Source organism: Streptomyces sp. MMG1533 (assembly GCF_001279775.1).
Lineage (GTDB): Bacteria > Actinomycetota > Actinomycetes > Streptomycetales > Streptomycetaceae > Streptomyces.
In genome coordinates this window covers 165,205-188,488 of the sequence record NZ_LGDG01000041.1, presented here as the reverse complement: position 1 = coordinate 188,488, position 23,284 = coordinate 165,205, and the positions used below count along the sequence as shown (strand labels likewise).

20 protein-coding genes are annotated in these 23,284 nt (G+C 70.0%); 17 read left to right on the top strand and 3 right to left on the bottom strand.

The annotated features are described in order from the left end of the window. The first annotated feature begins 30 nt into the window (after window positions 1-30). Window positions 31-2,007 (top strand): threonine--tRNA ligase, encoded by a 1,977-nt coding sequence (thrS, locus tag ADK57_RS07910; RefSeq protein WP_053748641.1) that lies wholly within the window; start codon window positions 31-33, stop codon window positions 2,005-2,007. A 25-nt stretch (window positions 2,008-2,032) separates the two neighbouring features. Here the strand turns inward: thrS and ADK57_RS07905 are convergent, their stop codons facing one another. Continuing rightward, window positions 2,033-2,689 (bottom strand): potassium channel family protein, encoded by a 657-nt coding sequence (locus tag ADK57_RS07905; RefSeq protein ID WP_053748697.1) that lies wholly within the window; start codon window positions 2,687-2,689, stop codon window positions 2,033-2,035. Between the two features lie 78 nt (window positions 2,690-2,767). Here ADK57_RS07905 and ADK57_RS07900 point away from each other — a divergent pair, with 78 nt between their 5' ends. Then, entirely contained in the window at window positions 2,768-3,328 is a 561-nt protein-coding gene (locus tag ADK57_RS07900; RefSeq protein WP_053748640.1) for an HIT family protein, read from the top strand. 42 nt (window positions 3,329-3,370) lie between these two features. Here the strand turns inward: ADK57_RS07900 and ADK57_RS07895 are convergent, their stop codons facing one another. Then, window positions 3,371-5,032 (bottom strand): hypothetical protein, encoded by a 1,662-nt coding sequence (locus ADK57_RS07895; RefSeq protein WP_053748639.1) that lies wholly within the window; start codon window positions 5,030-5,032, stop codon window positions 3,371-3,373. A 251-nt stretch (window positions 5,033-5,283) separates the two neighbouring features. Then, on the bottom strand, window positions 5,284-7,482 hold the full coding sequence (locus ADK57_RS07890; RefSeq protein WP_053748638.1) for an elongation factor G-like protein EF-G2: 2,199 nt from the start codon (window positions 7,480-7,482) through the stop codon (window positions 5,284-5,286). A gap of 251 nt (window positions 7,483-7,733) precedes the next feature. Between ADK57_RS07890 and pgsA the strand changes: the two genes are divergently transcribed. The 15 genes from pgsA to ADK57_RS07815 all read left to right on the top strand — a co-directional run bounded on the left by pgsA (window position 7,734) and on the right by ADK57_RS07815 (window position 23,239). Beyond that, window positions 7,734-8,471, top strand: coding sequence for a phosphatidylinositol phosphate synthase (pgsA, locus tag ADK57_RS07885; RefSeq protein WP_053748637.1), 738 nt, complete (start codon window positions 7,734-7,736; stop codon window positions 8,469-8,471). After that, window positions 8,468-9,388: a phosphatidylinositol mannoside acyltransferase gene (locus ADK57_RS07880; protein WP_053748636.1), complete on the top strand. Its 921-nt coding sequence runs from the start codon at window positions 8,468-8,470 to the stop codon at window positions 9,386-9,388. The genes pgsA and ADK57_RS07880 overlap by 4 nt, the downstream gene beginning before the upstream one ends. Next, complete coding sequence (locus tag ADK57_RS07875) at window positions 9,385-10,554, top strand: glycosyltransferase family 4 protein (protein ID WP_053748635.1); 1,170 nt, start codon at window positions 9,385-9,387, stop codon at window positions 10,552-10,554. Before ADK57_RS07880 ends, ADK57_RS07875 begins: the two co-directional genes overlap by 4 nt. A gap of 182 nt (window positions 10,555-10,736) precedes the next feature. Further along, a complete protein-coding gene (locus tag ADK57_RS07870; RefSeq protein WP_053748634.1) occupies window positions 10,737-11,279 on the top strand; it encodes a hypothetical protein in 543 nt (180 codons plus the stop codon). Between the two features lie 112 nt (window positions 11,280-11,391). Next, window positions 11,392-12,303, top strand: coding sequence for a pyridoxal 5'-phosphate synthase lyase subunit PdxS (gene pdxS / locus ADK57_RS07865; protein WP_053748633.1), 912 nt, complete (start codon window positions 11,392-11,394; stop codon window positions 12,301-12,303). Window positions 12,304-12,328: 25 nt separating this feature from the next. Beyond that, window positions 12,329-12,937: a pyridoxal 5'-phosphate synthase glutaminase subunit PdxT gene (pdxT, locus tag ADK57_RS07860; RefSeq protein ID WP_053748632.1), complete on the top strand. Its 609-nt coding sequence runs from the start codon at window positions 12,329-12,331 to the stop codon at window positions 12,935-12,937. 48 nt (window positions 12,938-12,985) lie between these two features. After that, on the top strand, window positions 12,986-13,738 hold the full coding sequence (locus ADK57_RS07855; RefSeq protein ID WP_053748631.1) for a YebC/PmpR family DNA-binding transcriptional regulator: 753 nt from the start codon (window positions 12,986-12,988) through the stop codon (window positions 13,736-13,738). Between the two features lie 201 nt (window positions 13,739-13,939). Next, complete coding sequence (gene ruvC / locus ADK57_RS07850; protein WP_053748630.1) at window positions 13,940-14,470, top strand: crossover junction endodeoxyribonuclease RuvC; 531 nt, start codon at window positions 13,940-13,942, stop codon at window positions 14,468-14,470. Next, window positions 14,467-15,072 (top strand): Holliday junction branch migration protein RuvA, encoded by a 606-nt coding sequence (ruvA, locus tag ADK57_RS07845; RefSeq protein ID WP_053748629.1) that lies wholly within the window; start codon window positions 14,467-14,469, stop codon window positions 15,070-15,072. Before ruvC ends, ruvA begins: the two co-directional genes overlap by 4 nt. A gap of 30 nt (window positions 15,073-15,102) precedes the next feature. Further along, on the top strand, window positions 15,103-16,197 hold the full coding sequence (gene ruvB, locus ADK57_RS07840) for a Holliday junction branch migration DNA helicase RuvB (RefSeq protein ID WP_053748628.1): 1,095 nt from the start codon (window positions 15,103-15,105) through the stop codon (window positions 16,195-16,197). A 164-nt stretch (window positions 16,198-16,361) separates the two neighbouring features. Next, the gene (gene yajC / locus ADK57_RS07835; RefSeq protein ID WP_053748627.1) at window positions 16,362-16,892 is read left to right on the top strand and encodes a preprotein translocase subunit YajC; all 531 of its coding nucleotides are present in this window, start codon (window positions 16,362-16,364) and stop codon (window positions 16,890-16,892) included. 133 nt (window positions 16,893-17,025) lie between these two features. Beyond that, window positions 17,026-18,792, top strand: coding sequence for a protein translocase subunit SecD (gene secD, locus ADK57_RS07830; RefSeq protein ID WP_053748626.1), 1,767 nt, complete (start codon window positions 17,026-17,028; stop codon window positions 18,790-18,792). A gap of 1 nt (window position 18,793) precedes the next feature. Further along, window positions 18,794-19,918, top strand: a complete 1,125-nt coding sequence (gene secF / locus ADK57_RS07825; RefSeq protein WP_053748625.1) for a protein translocase subunit SecF — start codon at window positions 18,794-18,796, stop codon at window positions 19,916-19,918. Then, window positions 19,915-20,454: an adenine phosphoribosyltransferase gene (locus ADK57_RS07820; RefSeq protein WP_053748624.1), complete on the top strand. Its 540-nt coding sequence runs from the start codon at window positions 19,915-19,917 to the stop codon at window positions 20,452-20,454. The genes secF and ADK57_RS07820 overlap by 4 nt, the downstream gene beginning before the upstream one ends. Before the next feature lie 205 nt (window positions 20,455-20,659). Beyond that, complete coding sequence (locus ADK57_RS07815) at window positions 20,660-23,239, top strand: RelA/SpoT family protein (RefSeq protein ID WP_053748623.1); 2,580 nt, start codon at window positions 20,660-20,662, stop codon at window positions 23,237-23,239. Window positions 23,240-23,284: the final 45 nt, after the last annotated feature.

The following is a 23,284-nucleotide window of genomic DNA, read 5'->3' as shown; positions in this document are numbered from 1 at the left end:
GCCGCATCCGCCTTCAGTCAGGAGAGACCGGTGTCAGACGTCCGTGTGATCATCCAACGCGATTCCGAGCGGGAAGAGCGCGTGGTGACGACGGGCACCACGGCAGCCGAGCTCTTCGCCGGCGAGCGTTCGATCATCGCCGCGCGCGTGGGCGGCGAGCTCAAGGACCTGTCGTACGTCCTGTCCGAGGGCGAGGAGGTCGAAGGCGTCGAGATCTCCTCCGAGGACGGCCTGAACATCCTGCGCCACTCCACCGCGCACGTGATGGCGCAGGCCGTGCAGGAGCTCTTCCCCGAGGCGAAGCTGGGCATCGGCCCGCCGGTCAAGGATGGCTTCTACTACGACTTCGACGTCGAGAAGCCGTTCACGCCCGAGGATCTCAAGGCCGTCGAGAAGAAGATGCAGGAGATCCAGAAGCGGGGGCAGAAGTTCTCCCGCCGTGTGGTCACCGACGAGGCGGCTCGTGCGGAGCTGGCGTCCGAGCCGTACAAGCTGGAGCTGATCGGCATCAAGGGCTCGGCCTCCACGGACGACGGCGCGGACGTCGAGGTCGGCGCCGGTGAGCTGACGATCTACGACAACCTCGACGCCAAGACCGGTGACCTGTGCTGGAAGGACCTCTGCCGCGGTCCCCACCTGCCCACCACCAGGAACATCCCGGCGTTCAAGCTGATGCGCAACGCGGCCGCCTACTGGCGCGGCAGCGAGAAGAACCCGATGCTCCAGCGCATCTACGGCACCGCCTGGCCCACCAAGGACGAGCTGAAGGCGCACCTCGACTTCCTCGCCGAGGCGGAGAAGCGCGACCACCGCAAGCTGGGCTCCGAGCTCGACCTGTTCTCGATCCCCGAGCAGATCGGCTCCGGCCTCGCCGTCTTCCACCCCAAGGGCGGCATCATCCGCCGGGTCATGGAGGACTACTCGCGCCGTCGCCACGAGGAGGAGGGCTACGAGTTCGTCTACACCCCGCACGCGACGAAGGGGAAGCTCTTCGAGACCTCGGGCCACCTGGACTGGTACGCCGACGGCATGTACCCGCCCATGCAGCTCGACGAGGGCGTGGACTACTACCTCAAGCCTATGAACTGCCCGATGCACAACCTGATCTTCGACGCGCGCGGCCGCTCCTACCGTGAACTGCCGCTGCGCCTCTTCGAGTTCGGGACCGTGTACCGGTACGAGAAGTCGGGCGTCGTGCACGGCCTGACCCGCGCGCGTGGCTTCACCCAGGACGACGCGCACATCTACTGCACGCGCGAGCAGATGTCCGAGGAACTCGACAAGACGCTCACCTTCGTCCTCGGCCTGCTGCGTGACTACGGTCTGACCGACTTCTACCTGGAGCTGTCGACCAAGGACCCGGAGAAGTTCGTCGGCTCCGACGAGGTCTGGGAAGAGGCCACTCAGACGCTGCGCGAGGTCGCCGAGAAGCAGGGCCTGCCCCTGGTCCCGGACCCGGGCGGCGCCGCCTTCTACGGCCCGAAGATCTCCGTCCAGACCAAGGACGCCATCGGCCGCACCTGGCAGATGTCGACGATCCAGCTCGACTTCAACCTGCCGGAGCGGTTCGAGCTGGAGTACACGTCCCCCGACGGCTCCAAGCAGCGCCCGGTCATGATCCACCGTGCGCTCTTCGGTTCCATCGAGCGGTTCTTCGCGGTGCTCCTGGAGCACTACGCGGGCGCCTTCCCGGCGTGGCTGGCCCCGGTCCAGGCGGTCGGCATCCCGATCGGCGACGGGCACGTGGAGTACCTGGAGAAGTTCGCCGCCGCGGCCAAGAAGAAGGGCCTGCGGGTCGAGGTGGACTCCTCCTCCGACCGTATGCAGAAGAAGATCCGCAACGCCCAGAAGCAGAAGGTGCCCTTCATGGTCATCGCGGGCGACGAGGACATGGCGGGCGGGTCGGTGTCCTTCCGCTACCGCGACGGCTCGCAGGAGAACGGCATCCCGTTCGACGAGGCCATCGCGAAGATCGTGAAGGTCGTGGAGGAGCGGGCGCAGGTCTGATCCCTGCGACAGGCCCCCGGGAGGCTCAGCTTCCCGGGGGCCTGTCGTCGTCCTCCCGCGAGAAGACCTGGAGCAGCCACGAGGCGAAGGTCCCGGTCACGGTGCCGAGCAGGGCCAGGCCGATGGCCATCACCCCGACCGCGATCAGGCGTCCGACCGGAGTGACGGGGACGACGTCGCCGTAGCCGACGGTGGCGAGGGTGGAGCAGGTCCACCACACCGCGTCACCGAAGGTCCGGATGGTCGCGTCCGGTGCCGCGTGCTCCTGCTGGTAGACGCCGAGGGCACCGCTGAAGCCGAGGAGGACGGTCGACAGCCCGGCGTAGGCGATCACGCGCGCGTGCAGTGCCAGCCGGGGCCGTCCGTGCCGGCGCTGCACCGCCTCGTACATCTTGACGATCCGCAGCGGCCGCAGCAGCGGCAGGACCAGCACCGCGGTGTCCAGCAGGTGCGTCCGTACGAAGCGCAGCCGCTGCCCGCTCAGCCGCCAGCGCACCGCGTAGTCGATGCCGAACAGGACCCAGGCGGCCAGGTTCAGCGCGAGGCAGAGGTCGAGCAGATCGTCGGGCAGGTCGCGGACGAGCACGCGGACCGCGTACGCGGCGAGGAACACCAGCGAGGCCACGGCGAGCGGCACCTCGGTGCGTCGATCCCAGCGGGCCTCGGGCCTGTCGTCGTCCAGCTCAGCGTCCACCGGCCCAGCTTGTCCCGGGACGCTTTTCCCACAACCCGGCGACACGGCGCGAACGGGCGAAGTCATATGCTGCACTGCATGACGAGTGAGCCGGAGCAGCAGTGGGGCGTGGGGACCCAGGACGCGTTCCAGCGTCTGTGGACGCCCCATCGGATGGCGTACATCCAGGGCGAGAACAAGCCGACCGGCCCCGGTGCCGACGACGGCTGTCCCTTCTGCTCGATCCCGGCCAAGTCCGACGAGGACGGGCTGATCGTCCGGCGCGGTGAGCAGGTCTACGCGGTGCTCAACCTGTACCCGTACAACGGCGGCCACCTGATGGTCGTGCCCTACCGTCATGTGGCCGACTACACGGACCTGACGGAGCCGGAGACGGTCGAGCTCGCCGCGCTGACGAAGCAGGCGATGACCGCCCTGCGCAGCGCGTCCGGCGCCCACGGCTTCAACATCGGCATGAACCAGGGGTCCGTGGCGGGCGCCGGTATCGCGGCCCACCTGCACCAGCACATCGTCCCGCGCTGGGGCGGCGACACGAACTTCATGCCGGTCGTCGGGCACACGCGGGTGCTGCCGCAGCTGCTGGCGGACACCCGGAAGATGCTGGCGGACGCCTGGCCGACGGCCTGATCCTGCGGGCGGGGTGGGGGCTCCTGGCGGCCCCCACCGCACCTACGCGTCGTACACGTCCGCCTTGCGCGGTGTCGGGTCCTGCACCGCCGTGCTGAGGAACGCCGACCGGGTGCCGAACTTCTCCGTGTCCACGCCGTTCTCCTCCAGGACCCGGATCGCAGCCGCGTGCACGACCCGCAGCACCGGGGTGGCAGCGCGCAGCGCGTCGTCGGCCATGAAGCGGTGCCGCCACGGCTTGTCCGCCCAGGCGTGCCGCAGCCCGAAGGGCTCGGGGAGGGCCAGGGTGCCGCCGAGCCAGTTCAGCAGCGGCGGATACCAGGTCAGGGGCGCCCGGGCGGTCAGGCGCACCACCTCGTCGGCGTCGACCAGCGGGAGCTTCACCTTCCGGGTCTCCCAGAACTTGAGCTGCTTGGCGACTTCCTTCTCCTTGGCCTCCGGCTTCGAGGTGAACAGCGAGTGCACCGGACCCAGCGCGTGCCCGGTCACCTCGATGCGCAGCGTCTCGTGCAGCACGGTCACCGTGATCAGCATGGTGATGACCAGCTGCCCGTCCCACAGCGTCCACTGCACGCCCAGGTAGTGCCGGTCGCCCGCGCCGAACTGCTGCTTGTTGCAGATGTCCTGTATGGCGTGTGACTTGACCTGGTACGCGTCCACGTCCGTGCCCTCGGGACGGGAGACCGCCTTCGCGTTCTCCCCGACCGGGGTGACGATCCAGTGCCGTACGGACGCTTTCGGGAAGCCGCCGGTGTTCAGCGTGTTCCGCTCCAGCATGCGCAGCTTGTCGTGGATGGACCGTATGACGTCCCAGCTGCGGAAGGGATGGATCTCCCGGTCCGGATGGCGTGAGACCAGGTCCTCGGCGAGCTGCCAGCTGCCCCATCGGGTGCCCATGCCGAGTATGCCCTTGGGCCCGGCGTAGAACACGGCGTTGGACTGCTGCTCGGCGCTCAACTTGGCCAGCGACTGGCGCAGTTGCTCGGCCGCGGTCTCGCGGGGGCTGCTCGGCACCGCCTCGGGGACCTTGGCCCCGACGCTGCTGCCGGACAGCAGACTGTTCCAGCGCTCCCGGAGGTCCGTCGCCGTGCGCTCGCAGATCTGCTTGGCCCAGAACCAGCCGACCACCGGCATGACGACCGCCGCACGCGCGTACCACGCCCAGAAGCCGCCGAACGGCGTGCGTACGAGGAAGATCACTGCGAGGGCGCCCACTCCGACGAGCAGGGCGGTGGCGAAGGCTCCGGCCTGCTTGTTCTCGGTCTTCGCCACGGTGGTGCGGATCTGGAAGACCAGCAGCCAGATGAGGAGCCCGGGCAGGAAGAGCAGACCGCACAGCACCATGACGATGGTCAGCAGGCTGTCGCGGTCCCTGCGGATGTTGTTCGCCGCGAGGCAGTGCTCGACCACGACCTGCGGCTCGGCGCCGAAGGACTGGATGAGCGGCTTGCGGCCAGCGCCCAGCATGCGGGCGACCACGGCCGCGGAGAAGGCCTCGCCCAGGTTGGGCCGGAAGATCCGCGCCCATCTGCGGCCGTCCTTGACGGTCGACTCGTGCCACTCGCTGTTGGCAGCGAGGATGTCCTTGACGTCGTTGTCCCGATAAGCCGCGGAGGCCAGCGCGAACGTCGCCGTCTGTCCTCCGTCGCCTGTGCGCGGCACCTGCGGACCAAAGATGTCCGCGTAACCGCTGTCAACGGTCATTCCCGCCCCCGATCGCCGCCGGCCCTGCTCATGCGGCCTTCCCGACTTCCTTGCTTCGCACACCTGTTGATCAAGTCATCAGCGTATCCGCAGGCACCGACATCCGTCGGCGGACGTACAACATCCCGTCGGCGGAGTACCGACACCCCGGCGGCGGACGTACCAACACCCCGGCGGCGGACGGCCGTAGCCGCCCGCCGACGCGGAGGGGAGTGTTCCGTAAACGTCGATTGGGGGGCGCCCGCCGCCAACTACGAGGCTTCGCGCGTCTCTTCACGGATCCTTTCCGCGATCTGCGGCGGCATCGGCTCGTGCCGCGCGTACGAGCGGCTGAAACGGGCCGTGCCATGGGACAGGGAGCGCAGGTCGACGGCGTACCGCCCGATCTCGATCTCGGGCACCTCCGCGCGCACCAGCGTCCGTCCGCCGCTGGTCTGTTCCGTGCCGAGCACCCGGCCGCGCCGCCCGGACAGGTCGCTCATCACCGCGCCCACGTAGTCGTCGCCGACCAGGACGGTCACCTCGGCCACCGGCTCCAGCAGATGGATCTTCGCGTCGGCGGCCGCCTCCCGCAGCGCCAGCGCGCCGGCCGTCTGGAACGCGGCGTCGGAGGAGTCCACGGAGTGCGCCTTGCCGTCCAGCAGGGTGACCCGGATGTCGAGGAGCGGATGGCCGGCCGCAACTCCCTTGGCAGCCTGGGCCCGCACGCCCTTCTCGACGGACGGGATGAACTGGCGCGGCACCGCGCCGCCGACGACCTTGTCCACGAACTCGATGCCTGAGCCGCCCGGCAGCGGATCCACCTCGATCTCGCAGATGGCGTACTGCCCGTGACCGCCGGACTGCTTCACATGACGGCCGCGCCCCGCCGACCTGGCCGCGAACGTCTCCCGGAGGGAGACCTTGTGCGGGACCACGTCGACCTGCACGCCGTATCGGTTGCGCAGCCGTTCCAGCGCGACGTCGGCGTGGGCCTCGCCCAGGCACCACAGCACCACCTGGTGGGTGTCCTGGTTCTGCTCGAGCCGCATGGTCGGGTCCTCGGCGACCAGCCGGGACAGGCCCTGCGAGAGCTTGTCCTCGTCCGCCTTGCTGTGCGCCTGGATGGCGAGCGGCAGCAGCGGGTCGGGCATCTCCCACGGCTCCATGAGCAGCGGGTCGTTCTTGGCCGAGAGCGTGTCCCCGGTCTCCGCGCGGCCGAGCTTCGCCACGCACGCGAGGTCCCCGGCGATGCAGTGGGTGAGCACCCGCTGCTGCTTGCCGAACGGCGCGGACAGCGCGCCGATCCGCTCATCGACGTCGTGGTCCTCGTGCCCCCGGTCGGCGAGACCGTGCCCGGAGACGTGCACGGTCTCGTCCGGGTGCAGCGTGCCCGAGAAGACCCGCACCAGCGAGACCCGGCCGACGTACGGGTCGGACGACGTCTTCACGACCTCCGCGACCAGCGGCCCGTCCGGATCGCACAGCTTCAGCTCGCGCGGCTTGCCGTCGACCGTGGTGACCCTCGGCGCCTCGCGCTCCAGCGGGGTCGGGAAGCCGCGTGTGACCAGTTCGAGGAGCTCGACCGTGCCGAGCCCCTGCCGGGCGCCCTCGGCTGCGGGAGCGGCGGCCAGCACCGGGAAGAAGACCCCCCGCGCGACGGCCCGCTCCAGGTCCTCGATCAGCGTCCTGACGTCGACCTCCTCGCCACCGAGGTAGCGGTCCATGAGGGTCTCGTCCTCGCTCTCCGAGATGATCCCCTCGATCAGCCGGTTGCGGGCCTCCTCGATCAGCGGCAGCTGGTCCTCGCCCGGCTCGGACTCCTTGCGCTCCCCGGACGAGTAGTCGAACAGCTTCTGCGACAGCAGCCCGATCAGTCCCGTCACGGGCGCGTGCCCGTCCGGGGCCTGGGGGCCGTGCAGCGGCAGGTAGAGCGGCAGTACGGCGTCGGGGTCGTCGCCGCCGAAGGCCTCCGCGCAGATCCGTGTCATGTCCTCGAAGTCCGCCCGGGCGGACTCCAGGTGCGTGACGACGATCGCCCTGGGCATGCCGACGGCCGCGCACTCCTCCCACACCATGCGCGTCGAGCCGTCCACCCCGTCCGAGGCCGAGACGACGAAAAGGGCCGCGTCCGCCGCTCGCAGACCGGCCCTGAGTTCTCCGACGAAGTCGGCGTATCCGGGGGTGTCGAGAATGTTGATCTTGTATCCGTCCCATTCGACGGGTACCAGGGAGAGCTGCACCGAGCGCTGCTGCCGGTGCTCGATCTCGTCGTAGTCGGAGACGGTGCCGCCGTCCTCCACGCGGCCCGCCCGGTTCACCGCTCCCGTGGTGAGTGCGAGAGCCTCCACCAATGTCGTCTTGCCCGATCCGGAGTGGCCGACCAGCACCACATTCCGTACGGACGCGGGTTGGTCGGCCGCCGTTGCCCTGCCGGCGGCTCCGGGGTGTGTGTTCGCCTTGTCGCCCATGGCCTTGCCTCCCGTGCACGGTGAGGTCACTGTGGGCGCGGACATGCGGACCCGCGTGCGGTGGCGGCTCCGGTGACGCCCGCGGTGTTCTTCGAGCTTTCCACTCCCGTCACGGTGCGTCCATACGGCGGACGCGATCCCGCCGCCGGCCCCCGGCCCGGGCCGGGAGATCCCGCCGTGACCGGGAAGCGGTCGGGCCGTGACACCGGCTGACGGTGCCCGGCCGTCACCCACGCGCGCGCGTGGCTACGATGGGCCAGCCGGTGGCCAGCAGGGGCCGCTCGGCCACACCGACCCTCGGGAAGGCCATGCTGAACAAGTACGCGCGTGCATTCTTCACGCGTGTCCTCACACCGTTCGCCGCGTTTCTCATCCGGCGGGGCGTCAGCCCCGACACGGTGACCCTCATCGGCACCGCCGGTGTGGTCGCGGGCGCGCTGGTCTTCTACCCCATGGGCGAGTTCTTCTGGGGCACGATCGTGATCACACTCTTCGTGTTCTCCGACCTCGTCGACGGAAACATGGCCCGCCAGCTGGGCCGCTCCAGCCGCTGGGGCGCCTTCCTGGACTCCACGCTGGACCGGGTCGCCGACAGCGCGGTCTTCGGGGGCTTCGCCCTCTGGTACGCGGGCGGCGGCGACGACACCATCCTCTGCGCGGTCTCGATCTTCTGCCTGGCCAGCGGCCAGGTGGTGTCGTACACCAAGGCCCGCGGCGAGTCGATCGGCCTGCCGGTCGCGGTCAACGGACTCGTCGAGCGGGCCGAGCGCCTGGTGATCTCGCTGGTCGCGGCCGGTCTGGCGGGTCTGCACGCGTTCGGCGTGCCGGGCATCCAGTACCTGCTGCCCGTCGCGCTGTGGATCGTCGCCGTCGGCAGCCTGGTGACGCTGATCCAGCGCGTCGTCACGGTCCGCCGGGAGTCGGCCGAGGCCGAGGCGGCCGCCGCCCAGGAGAACCCGGAGACCCAGGGGAGCGAGGCGGCGAAGTGAGCGCCCAGGAGCGGGTCACCGACGCGCTGTACGGCCTCGGCTGGGGTGTGGTGAAGAAGCTCCCCGAGCCGGTCGCCGTGCGCCTCGGCCGGAGCATCGCCGACCTCGCCTGGAAGAAGCGCGGCAAGGGCGTCCGGCGGCTGGAGAGCAACTACGCGCGCGTGGTGCCCGACGCGAGTCCCGAGCGCCTGGCCCAGCTCTCGCGCGCCGGCATGCGGTCGTACCTGCGCTACTGGATGGAGTCCTTCCGGCTCCCCGCCTGGAGCGCCGAGCGCGTCAAGAACGGCTTCGACCCCAAGGACCTGCACCACCTCACCGACGGCCTCGCGGCCGGCAAGGGCGTCATCCTCGCCCTGCCGCACATGGCCAACTGGGACCTCGCCGGCGCGTGGGTCACCACCAAGCTCGACACGCCGTTCACCACGGTCGCCGAACGCCTCAAGCCGGAGACGCTGTACGACCGTTTCGTCGCCTACCGCGAGGGCCTCGGCATGGAGGTCCTGCCCCACAGCGGCGGCACCGCGTTCGGCACGCTGGCCCGGCGGCTGCGCGACGGCGGCCTGGTCTGTCTGGTCGCCGAACGGGACCTGTCCTCCTCCGGCGTCGAGGTCCAGTTCTTCGGCGAGGCCACCCGGATCCCGGCCGGCCCCGCGCTGCTCGCCCAGCAGACCGGCGCTCTGCTGCTCCCGGTGACGCTCTGGTACGACGACTCCCGCGTGATGCAGGGCCGTGTCCATCCCCCGATCGAGGTCCCCGAGTCAGGTACGCGGGCCGAGAAGACGTCTGTCATGGCACAGGCGCTGGCCGACGCCTTCGCCTCGGGGATCGCCGACCATCCGGAGGACTGGCACATGCTGCAGCGTCTGTGGCTCAAGGATCTCGATCCCGCGCGTTCTCCGGCAGGGGGCACCGCGTGAGGATCGGCATCGTCTGCCCGTACTCCTGGGACGTGCCGGGTGGCGTCCAGTTCCACATCCGCGATCTCGCCGAGTACTTCCTCCGCCTCGGCCACGAGGTGTCCGTCCTCGCTCCGGCCGACGACGACACCCCGCTGCCGCCGTACGTCGTCTCGGCCGGCCGTGCGGTGCCGGTGCCGTACAACGGCTCGGTGGCCCGGCTGAACTTCGGCTTCCTGTCGGCGGCCCGGGTGCGGCGCTGGCTGCACGACGGCGCGTTCGACGTCATCCACATCCACGAGCCGGCCTCGCCGTCCCTCGGCCTGCTGGCGTGCTGGGCCGCGCAGGGCCCGATCGTCGCCACCTTCCACACCTCGAACCCGCGCTCCCGGGCCATGATCGCCGCGTACTCGATCCTTCAGGCCGCCCTGGAGAAGATCAGCGCGCGGATCGCCGTGAGCGAGTACGCCCGCCGCACGCTCGTCGAACACCTCGGCGGCGACGCGGTGGTGATCCCGAACGGCGTCGACGTCGACTTCTTCGCCCGGGCCGAGCCCAAGCCCGAGTGGCAGGGCGACACGATCGGCTTCATCGGCCGCATCGACGAGCCCCGCAAGGGCCTGCCGGTGCTGATGAAGGCCCTGCCGAAGATCCTCGCCGAGCGCCCGCAGACCCGGCTGCTGGTCGCCGGGCGCGGCGACGAAAAGGAGGCGGTCGAGTCGCTGCCCGCCGAACTCCGCCCGCGCGTGGAGTTCCTCGGCATGGTCAGCGACGAGGACAAGGCCCGTTTCCTGCGCAGTGTCGACCTGTACGTCGCCCCGAACACCGGCGGCGAGAGCTTCGGGATCATCCTGGTCGAGGCGATGTCGGCGGGGGCCCCGGTGCTCGCCTCGGACCTGGACGCCTTCACCCAGGTGCTCGACCGGGGCGCGGCGGGCGAACTGTTCGCCAACGAGGACGCGGACGCGCTCGCCATGGCCGCCGTACGGCTGCTCGGGGACCCGGTGCGGCTGGCCGAACTGCGCGAGCGCGGCAGCGCGCATGTACGGCGGTTCGACTGGTCGACGGTCGGCGCTGACATCCTGTCCGTGTACGAGACGGTGACGTCCGGCGCGGCTGCCGTCGCCGCGGCGGACGACGAGCGGGCGACGGGGTTGCGGGCGCGGCTGGGGCTGGCGCGGGACTGATGAATCCTCGGGGCGCGTCTGACCGCGCCGGTCCGGACAATGTCAGCCCGTCCGGCGTTTGAGGACGAGGCCGTTCAGGCCGAAGCGGGCGTCTGGGGGCGGCAGCCCCCACATCGACCACACCAACAGCCCGCAGGACACCCCGCCACCCCCGGCGGAGCGCCCCGGTAGCCTTGCCGCCCGTGACCGCAACCCTGATCTGGATCCTCGTCGCGCTGGTCGCGATCGGCCTGTATCTGAGCTGGACGGCCGGGCGACTCGACCGGCTGCACGCCCGCATCGACGCCACCCGTGCCGGGCTCGACGCCCAACTGCTGCGCCGCGCCTCGGTGGCCCAGGAACTGGCCACTTCCGGGGTGCTCGATCCGGCCGCCTCGATCGTCCTGTACGAGGCCGCGCACGCGGCCCGGCAGGCCGAGGAGGAGCAGCGGGAGGTCGCCGAGAGCGACCTGAGCCAGGCGCTGCGAGCCGTGTTCGCCGAGACGCAGCAGGTGGAGGCGGTACGGGAGGCGCCCGGGGGAGAGGCGGCCGCCCGGGAACTGACCGAGGCGGTGCGCAGGGTGCCGATGGCCCGGCGCTTCCACAACGACTCGGTACGGGCCGCCAGGGCACTGCGCCGGCACCGCAAGGTGCGCTGGTTCCGGCTGGCGGGACACGCGCCGTTCCCGTTGGCTTTCGAGATGGACGACGAGCCGCCGGCGGCACTGGTGGACCGGGCCGCGTAGGGTCCCCGGCCGGAAAACGATCCACCGCCTCTTCATTGGCCCTTGCTGTGGCCTGCTCCTGTCGCGTTTCCTCGGTGCTGCAGATCCCTCTTTCACTTCAGCGAGGTCACCCGTGTCCAGCACGCTCTCCGACAACCAGACTCCCGAGACCGGCACCGCGCGCGTGAAGCGCGGCATGGCCGAGCAGCTCAAGGGCGGCGTGATCATGGACGTCGTCACGCCGGAGCAGGCGAAGATCGCCGAGGACGCGGGCGCCGTCGCCGTCATGGCCCTCGAGCGCGTCCCGGCCGACATCCGCAAGGACGGCGGCGTGGCCCGCATGTCCGACCCGGACATGATCGAGGGCATCATCGAGGCCGTCTCCATCCCGGTCATGGCCAAGTCCCGCATCGGCCACTTCGTCGAGGCCCAGGTCCTGCAGTCCCTCGGCGTCGACTACATCGACGAGTCCGAGGTCCTCACCCCCGCCGACGAGGTCAACCACTCCGACAAGTGGGCGTTCACGACCCCCTTCGTCTGTGGTGCCACCAACCTGGGCGAGGCCCTGCGCCGCATCGCCGAGGGCGCCGCGATGATCCGCTCCAAGGGCGAGGCCGGCACCGGCAACGTCGTCGAAGCCGTCCGCCACCTGCGCCAGATCAAGAACGAGATCGCCAGGCTGCGCGGCTACGACAACAACGAGCTGTACGCCGCCGCCAAGGAGCTGCGCGCCCCGTACGAGATCGTCAAGGAGGTCGCCGAGCTCGGCAAGCTCCCGGTCGTGCTGTTCTCCGCCGGTGGCGTCGCCACCCCCGCCGACGCCGCGCTGATGCGCCAGCTCGGCGCCGAGGGCGTCTTCGTCGGCTCCGGCATCTTCAAGTCCGGCGACCCGGCCAAGCGCGCCGCCGCCATCGTCAAGGCGACCACCTTCTACGACGACCCGAAGATCATCGCGGACGCGTCCCGCAACCTCGGCGAGGCCATGGTCGGCATCAACTGCGACACCCTCCCCGAGACCGAGCGCTACGCCAACCGCGGCTGGTAAGTCACCCCCTTAGGACTGCACTTACATGACTGAGGCACCTGTCATAGGCGTCCTGGCCCTCCAGGGCGACGTACGGGAGCACCTCATCGCCCTGGCCGCGGCCGACGCCGTGGCCAGGCCGGTGCGGCGCCCCGAGGAGCTCGCCGAGGTGGACGGCCTGGTCGTCCCCGGCGGCGAGTCCACCACCATCTCCAAGCTGGCCGTCCTGTTCGGCGTGATGGAGCCGCTACGCGCACGCGTGCGAGACGGCATGCCCGTCTACGGCAGCTGCGCGGGCATGATCATGCTCGCCGACAAGATCCTCGACCCGCGCTCGGGCCAGGAGACGATCGGCGGCATCGACATGATCGTGCGCCGCAACGCCTTCGGACGCCAGAACGAGTCCTTCGAGGCCTCGCTCGACGTGAAGGGCATTGCGGGCGATCCTGTGGAGGGCGTGTTCATCCGCGCCCCCTGGGTCGAGTCCGTCGGCGCCGAGACCGAAGTGCTCGCCGAGCACGGCGGCCACATCGTCGCGGTCCGCCAGGGCAACGCGCTCGCCACGTCGTTCCACCCGGAACTGACCGGCGACCACCGCGTGCACGCCCTGTTCGTCGACATGGTGCGCGCGAACCGGACAGCGGAGTCCTTGTAGGATCTCTGGCGTTCGGAAAGAGCTGGGTTACGCGAAGGAGACAGGCAGATGTCCGGCCACTCTAAATGGGCTACGACGAAGCACAAGAAGGCCGTGATCGATGCCAAACGCGGCAAGCTCTTCGCGAAGCTGATCAAGAACATCGAGGTCGCGGCCCGGATGGGCGGCGTCGACATCGAGGGCAACCCGACGCTCTACGACGCCATCCAGAAGGCGAAGAAGTCGTCGGTCCCGAACAAGAACATCGACTCCGCGGTCAAGCGCGGCGGCGGCCTCGAGGCCGGTGGCGCCGACTACGAGACGATCATGTACGAGGGTTACGGCCCGAACGGTGTCGCGGTGCTCATCGAGTGCCTCACCGACAACCGCAACCGCGCCGCCTCCGACGTCCGCGTCGCGATGACCCGCAACGGCGGCTCCATGGCCGACCCGGGCTCGGTGTCGTACCTCTTCAACCGCAAGGGCGTCGTGATCGTCCCCAAGGGCGAACTGGCCGAGGACGACGTGCTCGGCGCCGTCCTTGACGCCGGCGCCGAGGAGGTCAACGACCTCGGTGAGTCCTTCGAGGTCATCAGCGAGGCCACCGACCTGGTCGCGGTCCGCACCGCCCTCCAGGACGCCGGCATCGACTACGACTCCGCCGACGCCAACTTCGTCCCGACGATGCAGGTCGAGCTCGACGAAGAGGGCGCGAAGAAGATCTTCAAGCTGATCGACGCGCTCGAGGACAGCGACGACGTGCAGAACGTCTTCGCCAACTTCGACGTCAGCGACGAGGTCATGGAGAAGGTCGACGCGTAACGCCGCCGCGGGCGGGGCGATTTCGGCGGGCCGATGGGACACGTCTCATCGGCCCGCGGCCGTTGTCGGTGCCAGGGGATAGCCTGGCGGGAGCCAAAGATCACCGTCCGGGGCCCGCAACATCAATGGAGGAACCCCGACGGTGCTCAGCCAGGTCCGCGAGAGCGGCGGCGGCTCAGCCGCAAAGAGGAGGGGGGCGGCGTGCGCGTACTCGGGGTGGACCCCGGACTCACGCGGTGCGGTGTCGGTGTGGTCGAAGGAGTCGCGGGCCGGCCGCTCACCATGCTCGGAGTCGGTGTCGTACGGACGTCGGCGGACGCCGAGTTGGGGCAGCGCCTCGTCGCCGTCGAGCAGGGCATCGAGCAGTGGCTGGACGAGCACCGGCCCGAATTCGTCGCCGTGGAGCGGGTCTTCAGCCAGCACAACGTCCGCACGGTGATGGGCACTGCCCAGGCCAGCGCCGTCGCCATGCTGTGCGCCGCCCGCCGCGGCATTCCCGTCGCCCTGCACACGCCCAGCGAGGTCAAGGCCGCCGTCACCGGCAGCGGCCGCGCCGACAAGGCCCAGGTCGGCGCCATGGTCACCCGTCTGCTGCGGCTCGACGCGCCCCCGAAGCCGGCCGACGCCGCCGACGCCCTCGCGCTCGCCATCTGCCACATCTGGCGCGCCCCCGCCCAGAACCGACTCCAGCAGGCCGTCGCCCTGCACGCATCGAAAGGCCGTACGGCATGATCGCCTTCGTCAGCGGTCCGGTCGCCGCCCTCGCCCCCGACTCCGCGGTGGTCGAGGTGGGTGGGATCGGCATCGCCCTCCAGTGCACGCCGAACACGCTCTCCGGACTGCGCATGGGCCAGCCGACGAAGCTGGCCACCTCCCTGGTGGTCCGCGAGGACTCGCTGACCCTGTACGGCTTCGCGGACGACGACGAGCGGCAGACCTTCGAACTGCTCCAGACCGCAAGCGGGGTCGGACCGAGGCTCGCGCAGGCGATGCTCGCCGTGCACTCGCCGGACGCCCTGCGCCGGGCCGTCTCCACCGGCGACGAGAAGGCGCTCATCGCCGTCCCCGGCATCGGCAAGAAGGGCGCTCAGAAGCTGCTCCTGGAGCTGAAGGACCGCCTCGGCGAGCCGATCGGCGCACCCGCCATCGGTACGGCGGTCACCTCCGGCTGGCGCGACCAGCTGCACGCCGCCCTGATCGGGCTCGGATACGCGACCCGCGAGGCCGACGAGGCGGTGTCCGCCGTGGCACCCCAGGCGGAGGCAACCGAGGGCGTGCCCCAGATCGGCCAGCTGTTGAAGGCGGCTCTGCAAAGCCTGAACCGCACCCGCTGACCGTCTGCTCCACCCAGCTAGGAGATCTCAGTGAACTGGGACGACACGACCGACACCCCGGCCGCCGAGCGGCCCGTCGGCCCCGCCGCGGAGCGGCTCGTGGACTCGGTCGCCGACCGTGAGGACCAGGCCGTCGAGGCCGCCCTGCGCCCCAAGGACCTGGGCGAGTTCATCGGCCAGGAGAAGGTCCGCGAACAGCTCGACCTCGTCCTGCGCGCCGCACGCGCGCGGGGCGCCACCGCCGACCACGTGCTGCTCTCCGGCGCTCCCGGCCTCGGCAAGACGACCCTGTCGATGATCATCGCGGCCGAGATGAACGCCCCGATCCGCATCACCAGCGGCCCCGCGATCCAGCACGCCGGCGACCTCGCCGCGATCCTCTCCTCCCTCCAGGAGGGCGAGGTGCTGTTCCTCGACGAGATCCACCGCATGTCCCGGCCCGCCGAGGAGATGCTCTACATGGCGATGGAGGACTACCGCGTCGACGTCATCGTCGGCAAGGGTCCCGGAGCCACCGCCATCCCCCTCGAACTGCCTCCCTTCACGCTGGTCGGCGCGACCACGCGCGCGGGCCTGCTGCCGCCTCCGCTGCGCGACCGCTTCGGCTTCACCGCGCACATGGAGTTCTACGAGCCCGTCGAGCTGGAGCGCGTCATCCACCGCTCGGCGAACCTGCTCGAGGTGGAGATCGAGGCCGACGGCGCCGCGGAAATCGCCGGCCGTTCCCGCGGCACGCCTCGTATCGCCAACCGTCTGCTGCGCCGCGTGCGCGACTACGCCCAGGTCAAGGCCGACGGCCTGATCACGCGCGACATCGCCGGGGCGGCCCTCGCCGTCTACGAGGTCGACGCCCGCGGCCTGGACCGTCTCGACCGCGCGGTTCTCGAGGCTCTGCTCAAGCTGTTCGGCGGGGGCCCGGTGGGCCTGTCGACGCTCGCCGTCGCGGTGGGGGAGGAGCGCGAGACCGTGGAGGAGGTCGCCGAACCCTTCCTCGTCCGGGAGGGCCTGCTCGCCCGGACCCCGCGCGGCCGGGTCGGCACGCCCGCCGCCTGGGCGCATCTCGGCCTCACCCCGCCGCGCTCCACGGCCACAGGAAACGGACAACAGGACCTGTTCGGGGCGTGACGGCGAGCGCGATGGCCGGGTCAGGAACCCTGGTGCCATGCTGAGCGTTGTTCCATGCGCGCGGACTCGCTTAGACTCCGCCGATGCCGCCTTTGTCGGCGGCGTACACACCCCCAACCATCAGGCCGCTCACCATCGCGGTCACGTGAAGGAAGTACCGACCCGTGAGTCTCGTGACCCTCCTCCCGTTCATCGTGCTCATCGGGGCCATGTTCCTGATGACCCGCTCGGCCAAGAAGAAGCAGCAGGCGGCCGCGAACATGCGGAACGAAATGCAGCCCGGCAGCGGCATCCGCACCATCGGGGGCATGTACGCGACGGTCAAGGAAGTCAATGAGGACACGGTCCTCGTCGATGCCGGTCCCGGCGTCGACCTCCTCTTCGCGAAGAACGCGATCGGTGCAGTCCTCTCGGACGACGAGTACAACCGCATCGTCCACGGCATCGAGCACGACCTGAAGTCCGACTCCGACGTCGTCCCGGACGACGCCTCCTCCCTCACCGAGACCGACGAGCCCGCCGCCGACGCTGCCGACGCTTCCGACGACAAGTCCGTCGACCTCGGCAAGAAGGACACGGCCGAGGAGCCTGCCGAGACCCCGGCCGACACCGAGGCAGAGGCCGAAACCGAGGCCGCCGGGGCGAAGACGGACGAGGAGCCGAAGAAGACCGACGGCGACTCCGAGGCGAAGTAGCCGCACTCCCGGGCGCGCGGGCCCGCTCCGCGTGCCCCTGGGACGTGCACAGCTCGCACGGGATCCCGACACCATGTCATGGCCGCCCGCCCGCAGATCCGGCGCGAGGCGGCCCGAGAGGGAGTACGAGAAGGTGGCAGCACCTAAGAAGGGCCGGAGCGCGAGCGCCCAGAGCAAGCCATGGCGCTCGCTGGCCCTCATCCTGATCGCCATCGTGGCGCTCACCGGAGGAATGTTCCTCTCCGGGCACACCACTCCGCGTCTCGGCATCGACCTTGCCGGTGGTACGAGCATCACGCTCCGGGCGGTCCCGGAGGCCGGCCAGGAATCCGCGATCAACAAGACCAACATGGACACCGCGGTCGACATCATGAACCGCCGTGTCAATGGTCTTGGCGTCTCGGAGGCCGAGGTTCAGACCCAGGGCGACAAGAACATCATCGTCAACATCCCCAAGGGTACGAACTCCGAGGAGGCCCAGAAGCAGGTCGGCACCACCGCCAAGCTGTACTTCCGACCGGTCCTCGCCACCGAGGTCTCGGGCGCCGCCGCGACGGCCAGCCCGTCGCCGAGCGCGTCGAGCACCGACAAGGCCACGGACAAGGCGACCTCGTCGTCGTCTCCCTCCAGTTCCACCACCCCGTCGGCGACCTCCACCTCGCAGGGCCGCGCGGTCACCGACGCCCTGAAGGCCGACCCCACGCCGTCGACGAGCGCCTCGGCCTCCGCGAGTGCCTCCGCCTCCCCGTCCGCGAGCAGCGGCGACGCCAGCGCGGCGGCCGCCAAGCTCGAGGCCCAGTACACCGCCCTCGACTGCACCGACGCGAAGGCCCGAGCCAAGGCCGGTGACGGCGCCAAGCCCACCGACTCCACCGTGGCCTGCGGCCAGAACTCGCAGGGTCAGTGGCAGAAGTACGTCCTGGGCCCGGCCGAGGTCGACGGCACCGACGTGGACGAGGCAAAGGCCGTCCTCAACACGACGACCGGCGCCGGCTGGACCGTCACCATGAAGTTCACGTCCGGCGGCGCCAAGAAGTTCGGCGACATCACCGGCAAGCTGGCCCAGAACCAGCCCCCGCAGAACCAGTTCGCCATCGTCCTGGACGGCGAGGTCGTCTCCGACCCGTCCGTCAGCCAGGCGCTGACCGGCGGCAACGCGGAGATCTCCGGCAACTTCAACCAGGAGTCGGCCCAGAGCCTCTCCAACATGCTGTCCTACGGCGCCCTGCCGCTGACCTTCAAGGAGGACAGCGTCACCACGGTGACCGCCGCGCTCGGCGGTGAGCAGCTGAAGGCCGGTCTGATCGCCGGCGCGATCGGCCTCGCCCTGGTCGTCCTCTACCTGGTGGCGTACTACCGCGGCCTGGCGCTCATCGCCGTCGCCTCGCTGCTGGTCTCCGCGGCCCTCACCTACGTGATCATGGCGCTGCTCGGCCCGGCCATCGGCTTCGCGCTGAACCTCCCGGCCGTCTGCGGTGCGATCGTCGCGATCGGTATCACAGCGGACTCGTTCATCGTGTACTTCGAACGGGTCCGGGACGAGATCCGAGAGGGTCGCACGCTGCGCCCCGCCGTGGAACGCGCCTGGCCTCGTGCCCGGCGCACCATCCTGGTCTCCGACTTCGTGTCGTTCCTCGCCGCCGCGGTGCTCTTCATCGTCACCGTCGGCAAGGTCCAGGGCTTCGCGTTCACGCTCGGCCTGACCACCGTGCTCGACGTGGTGGTCGTCTTCCTGTTCACCAAGCCGCTGCTGACGATCCTCGCGCGCAGCAAGTTCTTCTCCAGCGGCCACAGCTGGTCCGGCCTCGACCCGAAGCGACTGGGCGCCAAGCCCCCGCTGCGCCGCACCCGCCGTCCCTCGCACACTGCCGCAGGCCCTGTCGACCCGAAGGAGGCGTGAGATGTCGAAGCTCGGCAACCTCGGCGCCCGACTGCACCGTGGCGAGGTCGGCTACGACTTCGTCGGCAACCGCAAGATCTGGTACGGCCTCTCGATCCTGATCACCATCACGGCCATCGTCGGCCTGGCGGTGCGCGGCCTGAACATGGGCATCGAGTTCCAGGGCGGTGCCGTCTTCACCACCCCGAAGAACACGAGCGTCTCGGTGTCGCAGGCCGAGACGTACGCGGAAGAGGCCTCCGGCCACGACGCGATCGTCCAGAAGCTCGGCGACGGCACCCTGCGCATCCAGCTGGCGGGCATCGACACCGACAAGTCCAACCAGATCAAGAAGGTGCTCGCCGAGGACCTGAAGCTCGACAGCGAGCAGATCAACGCCGACCTGGTCGGCCCCAGCTGGGGTGACCAGGTCGCCGACAAGGCCTGGCAGGGCCTCGGCATCTTCCTGGTGCTGGTCGTGATCTATCTGGCGATCGCCTTCGAGTGGCGGATGGCGGTCGCCGCGTTCGTCGCGCTGATCCACGACATCACCATCACCGTCGGCATCTACGCCCTCGTCGGCTTCGAGGTCACGCCGGGCACGGTGATCGGTCTGCTGACCATCCTCGGTTACTCGCTCTACGACACGGTCGTCGTCTTCGACAGTCTCAAGGAGCAGACCAAGGACATCACCAAGCAGACCCGCTGGACGTACAGCGACATCGCCAACCGGTCGATCAACAGCACTCTGGTCCGTTCCATCAACACCACCGTGGTGGCGCTGCTGCCGGTGGCGGGCCTGCTGTTCATCGGTGGCGGTGTCCTCGGCGCCGGCATGCTGAACGACATCTCGCTGTCGCTGTTCGTCGGCCTCGCGGCCGGTGCGTACTCCTCGATCTTCATCGCCACGCCGCTCGTCGCCGACCTCAAGGAGCGCGAGCCGCAGATGAAGGCCCTCAGGAAGCGCGTGCTCGCCAAGCGGGCGCAGGCGGCCGCCACGGGCGAGTCCCTGGATGCCCCGGTCACCGATGCGGCGTTCGACGACGAGCCCGAGGACGACGACGCGACTCCCGCGGTCGTCGGCCCGCGCAACCAGCCCCCGTCCCGCAGCCGGGGCCGTGGCCGTCCGTCGGGGAAGCGCCGATGACCGGCATCGAGGAGCTGCTGCTCAGCCGGATCCGTGACGTGGCGGACTACCCGGAGCCGGGCGTGATGTTCAAGGACATCACCCCGCTCCTGGCGGACCCGGCGGCGTTCACCGCGCTCACCGACGCCCTCGCCGCAATCGCCGCGGACGCCGGCGCCACGAAGATCGTCGGCCTGGAGGCCCGCGGCTTCATCCTCGGCGCCCCTGTCGCCGTCCGCGCCGGCCTCGGGTTCATCCCCGTGCGCAAGGCGGGCAAGCTCCCCGGAGCGACCCTCAGCCAGGCGTACGACCTGGAGTACGGCTCGGCGGAGATCGAGGTGCACGCCGAGGACCTGACCGCGGCCGACCGTGTTCTGGTCGTCGACGACGTCCTCGCCACCGGCGGCACCGCCGAGGCCTCGATCCAGCTCATCCGCCGGGCGGGCGCCGAGGTCGCGGGCCTCGCCGTCCTGATGGAGCTCGGCTTCCTGGGCGGCCGCGGCCGCCTGGAGCCGGTCCTCGCCGGCGCCCCGCTGGAGGCGCTGCTCAAGGTCTGAGCACCTGTACAGAACCCCTGCGCAAGGCGTGTGCCACCCGCAGGACACCGCAGTGGCGGGCCCGGAGGAATCCGGCGCCCGCCTCTCGCGTTTCACGGGTAGACGGCCCTCACATCGGCCTGAAGGCGATCCTGGGGCGCAGGCTCGCTACCATGGGGTCTCCGGAGCCTGACCGGGGGACCCGGATCGCGCACGAGGAGTCCTCTTGCCAGACGAGGCCCAACACCTGACCGCCGCCAAGCCCGAGTCCGCCTCGGGGCCCGCGGCGAAGCCCGCGCCGACCGACGCGGGCCAGGCGAAGAACGACCCCCGCGGGCCGGTCGAGCACGCCCAGTCGGCGCCCGTCGACAAGTCGGCCGAGCAGGCGCGCCCCAAGCCGGTCCCGCCGTCGCCCACCCCCGACGCCGCCCGAGCGGGGGGACCCCCGTCGCCCCAGCAGCCCACGAACTCGCCCGCGGTGCGCCCCACCGCAGGCCAGCCTGCCCGCACCGGCTCCTCCAACCGTGTCCGCGCCCGGCTCGCCCGTCTCGGTGTCCAGCGCTCCAACCCGTACAACCCGGTCCTGGAGCCGCTGCTGCGGATAGTGCGCAGCAACGACCCGAAGATCGAGACGGCGACGCTCCGGCAGATCGAGAAGGCCTACCAGGTCGCCGAGCGCTGGCACCGCGGCCAGAAGCGCAAGAGCGGCGACCCGTACATCACGCACCCGCTCGCGGTGACCACGATCCTCGCCGAGCTCGGCATGGACCCCGCCACCCTGATGGCCGGGCTCCTGCACGACACCGTCGAGGACACCGAGTACGGCCTCGACCAGCTCCGCCGAGACTTCGGCGACTCGGTCGCCCTGCTCGTCGACGGCGTCACCAAGCTGGACAAGGTCAAGTTCGGCGAGGCCGCGCAGGCCGAGACCGTGCGCAAGATGGTCGTGGCGATGGCCAAGGACCCGCGCGTCCTGGTCATCAAGCTCGCCGACCGCCTGCACAACATGCGCACCATGCGCTACCTCAAGCGCGAGAAGCAGGAGAAGAAGGCGCGCGAGACCCTCGAGATCTACGCGCCGCTGGCCCACCGGCTGGGCATGAACACCATCAAGTGGGAGCTGGAGGACCTCGCCTTCGCGATCCTCTACCCCAAGATGTACGACGAGATCGTACGGCTGGTTGCCGAGCGGGCACCGAAGCGTGACGAGTACCTGGCCATAGTGACCGACGAGGTCCAGGCCGACCTGCGCGCCGCCCGTATCAAGGCGACCGTCACCGGCCGCCCGAAGCACTACTACAGCGTCTACCAGAAGATGATCGTCCGCGGCCGGGACTTCGCGGAGATCTACGACCTGGTGGGCATCCGCGTCCTGGTGGACACGGTCAGGGACTGCTACGCCGCTCTCGGCACCGTGCACGCGCGATGGAACCCGGTCCCCGGCCGGTTCAAGGACTACATCGCGATGCCCAAGTTCAACATGTACCAGTCGCTGCACACGACGGTCATCGGGCCCAACGGCAAGCCGGTGGAACTCCAGATCCGTACGTTCGACATGCACCGCCGCGCCGAGTACGGCATCGCCGCCCACTGGAAGTACAAGCAGGAGGCCGTCGCCGGCACCTCCAAGGTGCGTTCGGACCAGCCGAGGACCACCGGCAAGGACGACCACCTCAACGACATGGCGTGGCTGCGCCAGCTCCTCGACTGGCAGAAGGAGACCGAGGACCCCGGCGAGTTCCTCGAATCCCTGCGCTTCGACCTGTCACGCAACGAGGTCTTCGTCTTCACTCCGAAGGGTGACGTGATAGCGCTGCCGGCCGGAGCCACCCCCGTGGACTTCTCGTACGCGGTGCACACCGAGGTGGGCCACCGCACCATAGGGGCCCGAGTCAACGGACGCCTCGTACCGCTCGAATCGACCCTGGACAACGGCGACCTGGTGGAGGTCTTCACGTCCAAGGCGGCCGGGGCCGGACCGTCCCGGGACTGGCTGAACTTCGTGAAGTCGCCGCGCGCCCGCAACAAGATCCGGGCGTGGTTCTCCAAGGAGCGGCGCGACGAGGCGATCGAGCAGGGCAAGGACGCCATCGTCCGCGCGATGCGCAAACAGAACCTGCCGATCCAGCGCATCCTGACCGGCGACTCGCTCGTGACGCTCGCCCACGAGATGCGCTACCCGGACATCTCCGCGCTGTACGCGGCGATCGGCGAGGGGCATGTCTCCGCGCAGAACGTCGTGCAGAAGCTCGTCCAGGCGCTCGGCGGGGAGGAGGCGGCCACCGAGGAGATCGACGAGTCGGTACCGCCGTCCCGTGGCCGCAGCCGCAAGCGGCGCAGCAGCAACGACCCGGGTGTCGTGGTCAAGGGTGTCGACGACGTGTGGGTCAAGCTGGCCCGCTGTTGTACCCCGGTCCCCGGCGACCCGATCATCGGTTTCGTCACGCGCGGTAGTGGCGTATCGGTTCACCGCAGTGACTGTGTGAACGTGGAGTCACTCTCCCGCGAGCCCGAGCGCATCCTCGAGGTCGAGTGGGCGCCCACCCAGTCCTCGGTCTTCCTGGTCGCCATCCAGGTGGAGGCCCTGGACCGCTCCCGACTCCTGTCGGACGTCACGCGAGTCCTGTCCGACCAGCACGTCAACATCCTCTCCGCGGCCGTCCAGACCTCCCGCGACCGAGTGGCGACCTCCCGCTTCACCTTCGAGATGGGCGACCCGAAGCACCTCGGGCACGTCCTGAAGGCGGTCAGGGGAGTCGAGGGCGTGTACGACGTGTACCGGGTGACGTCGGCGCGCAGCAGGTAGCACCGCATACGCAGAGGGGCTCCCGTACCGGCAAGGTACGGGAGC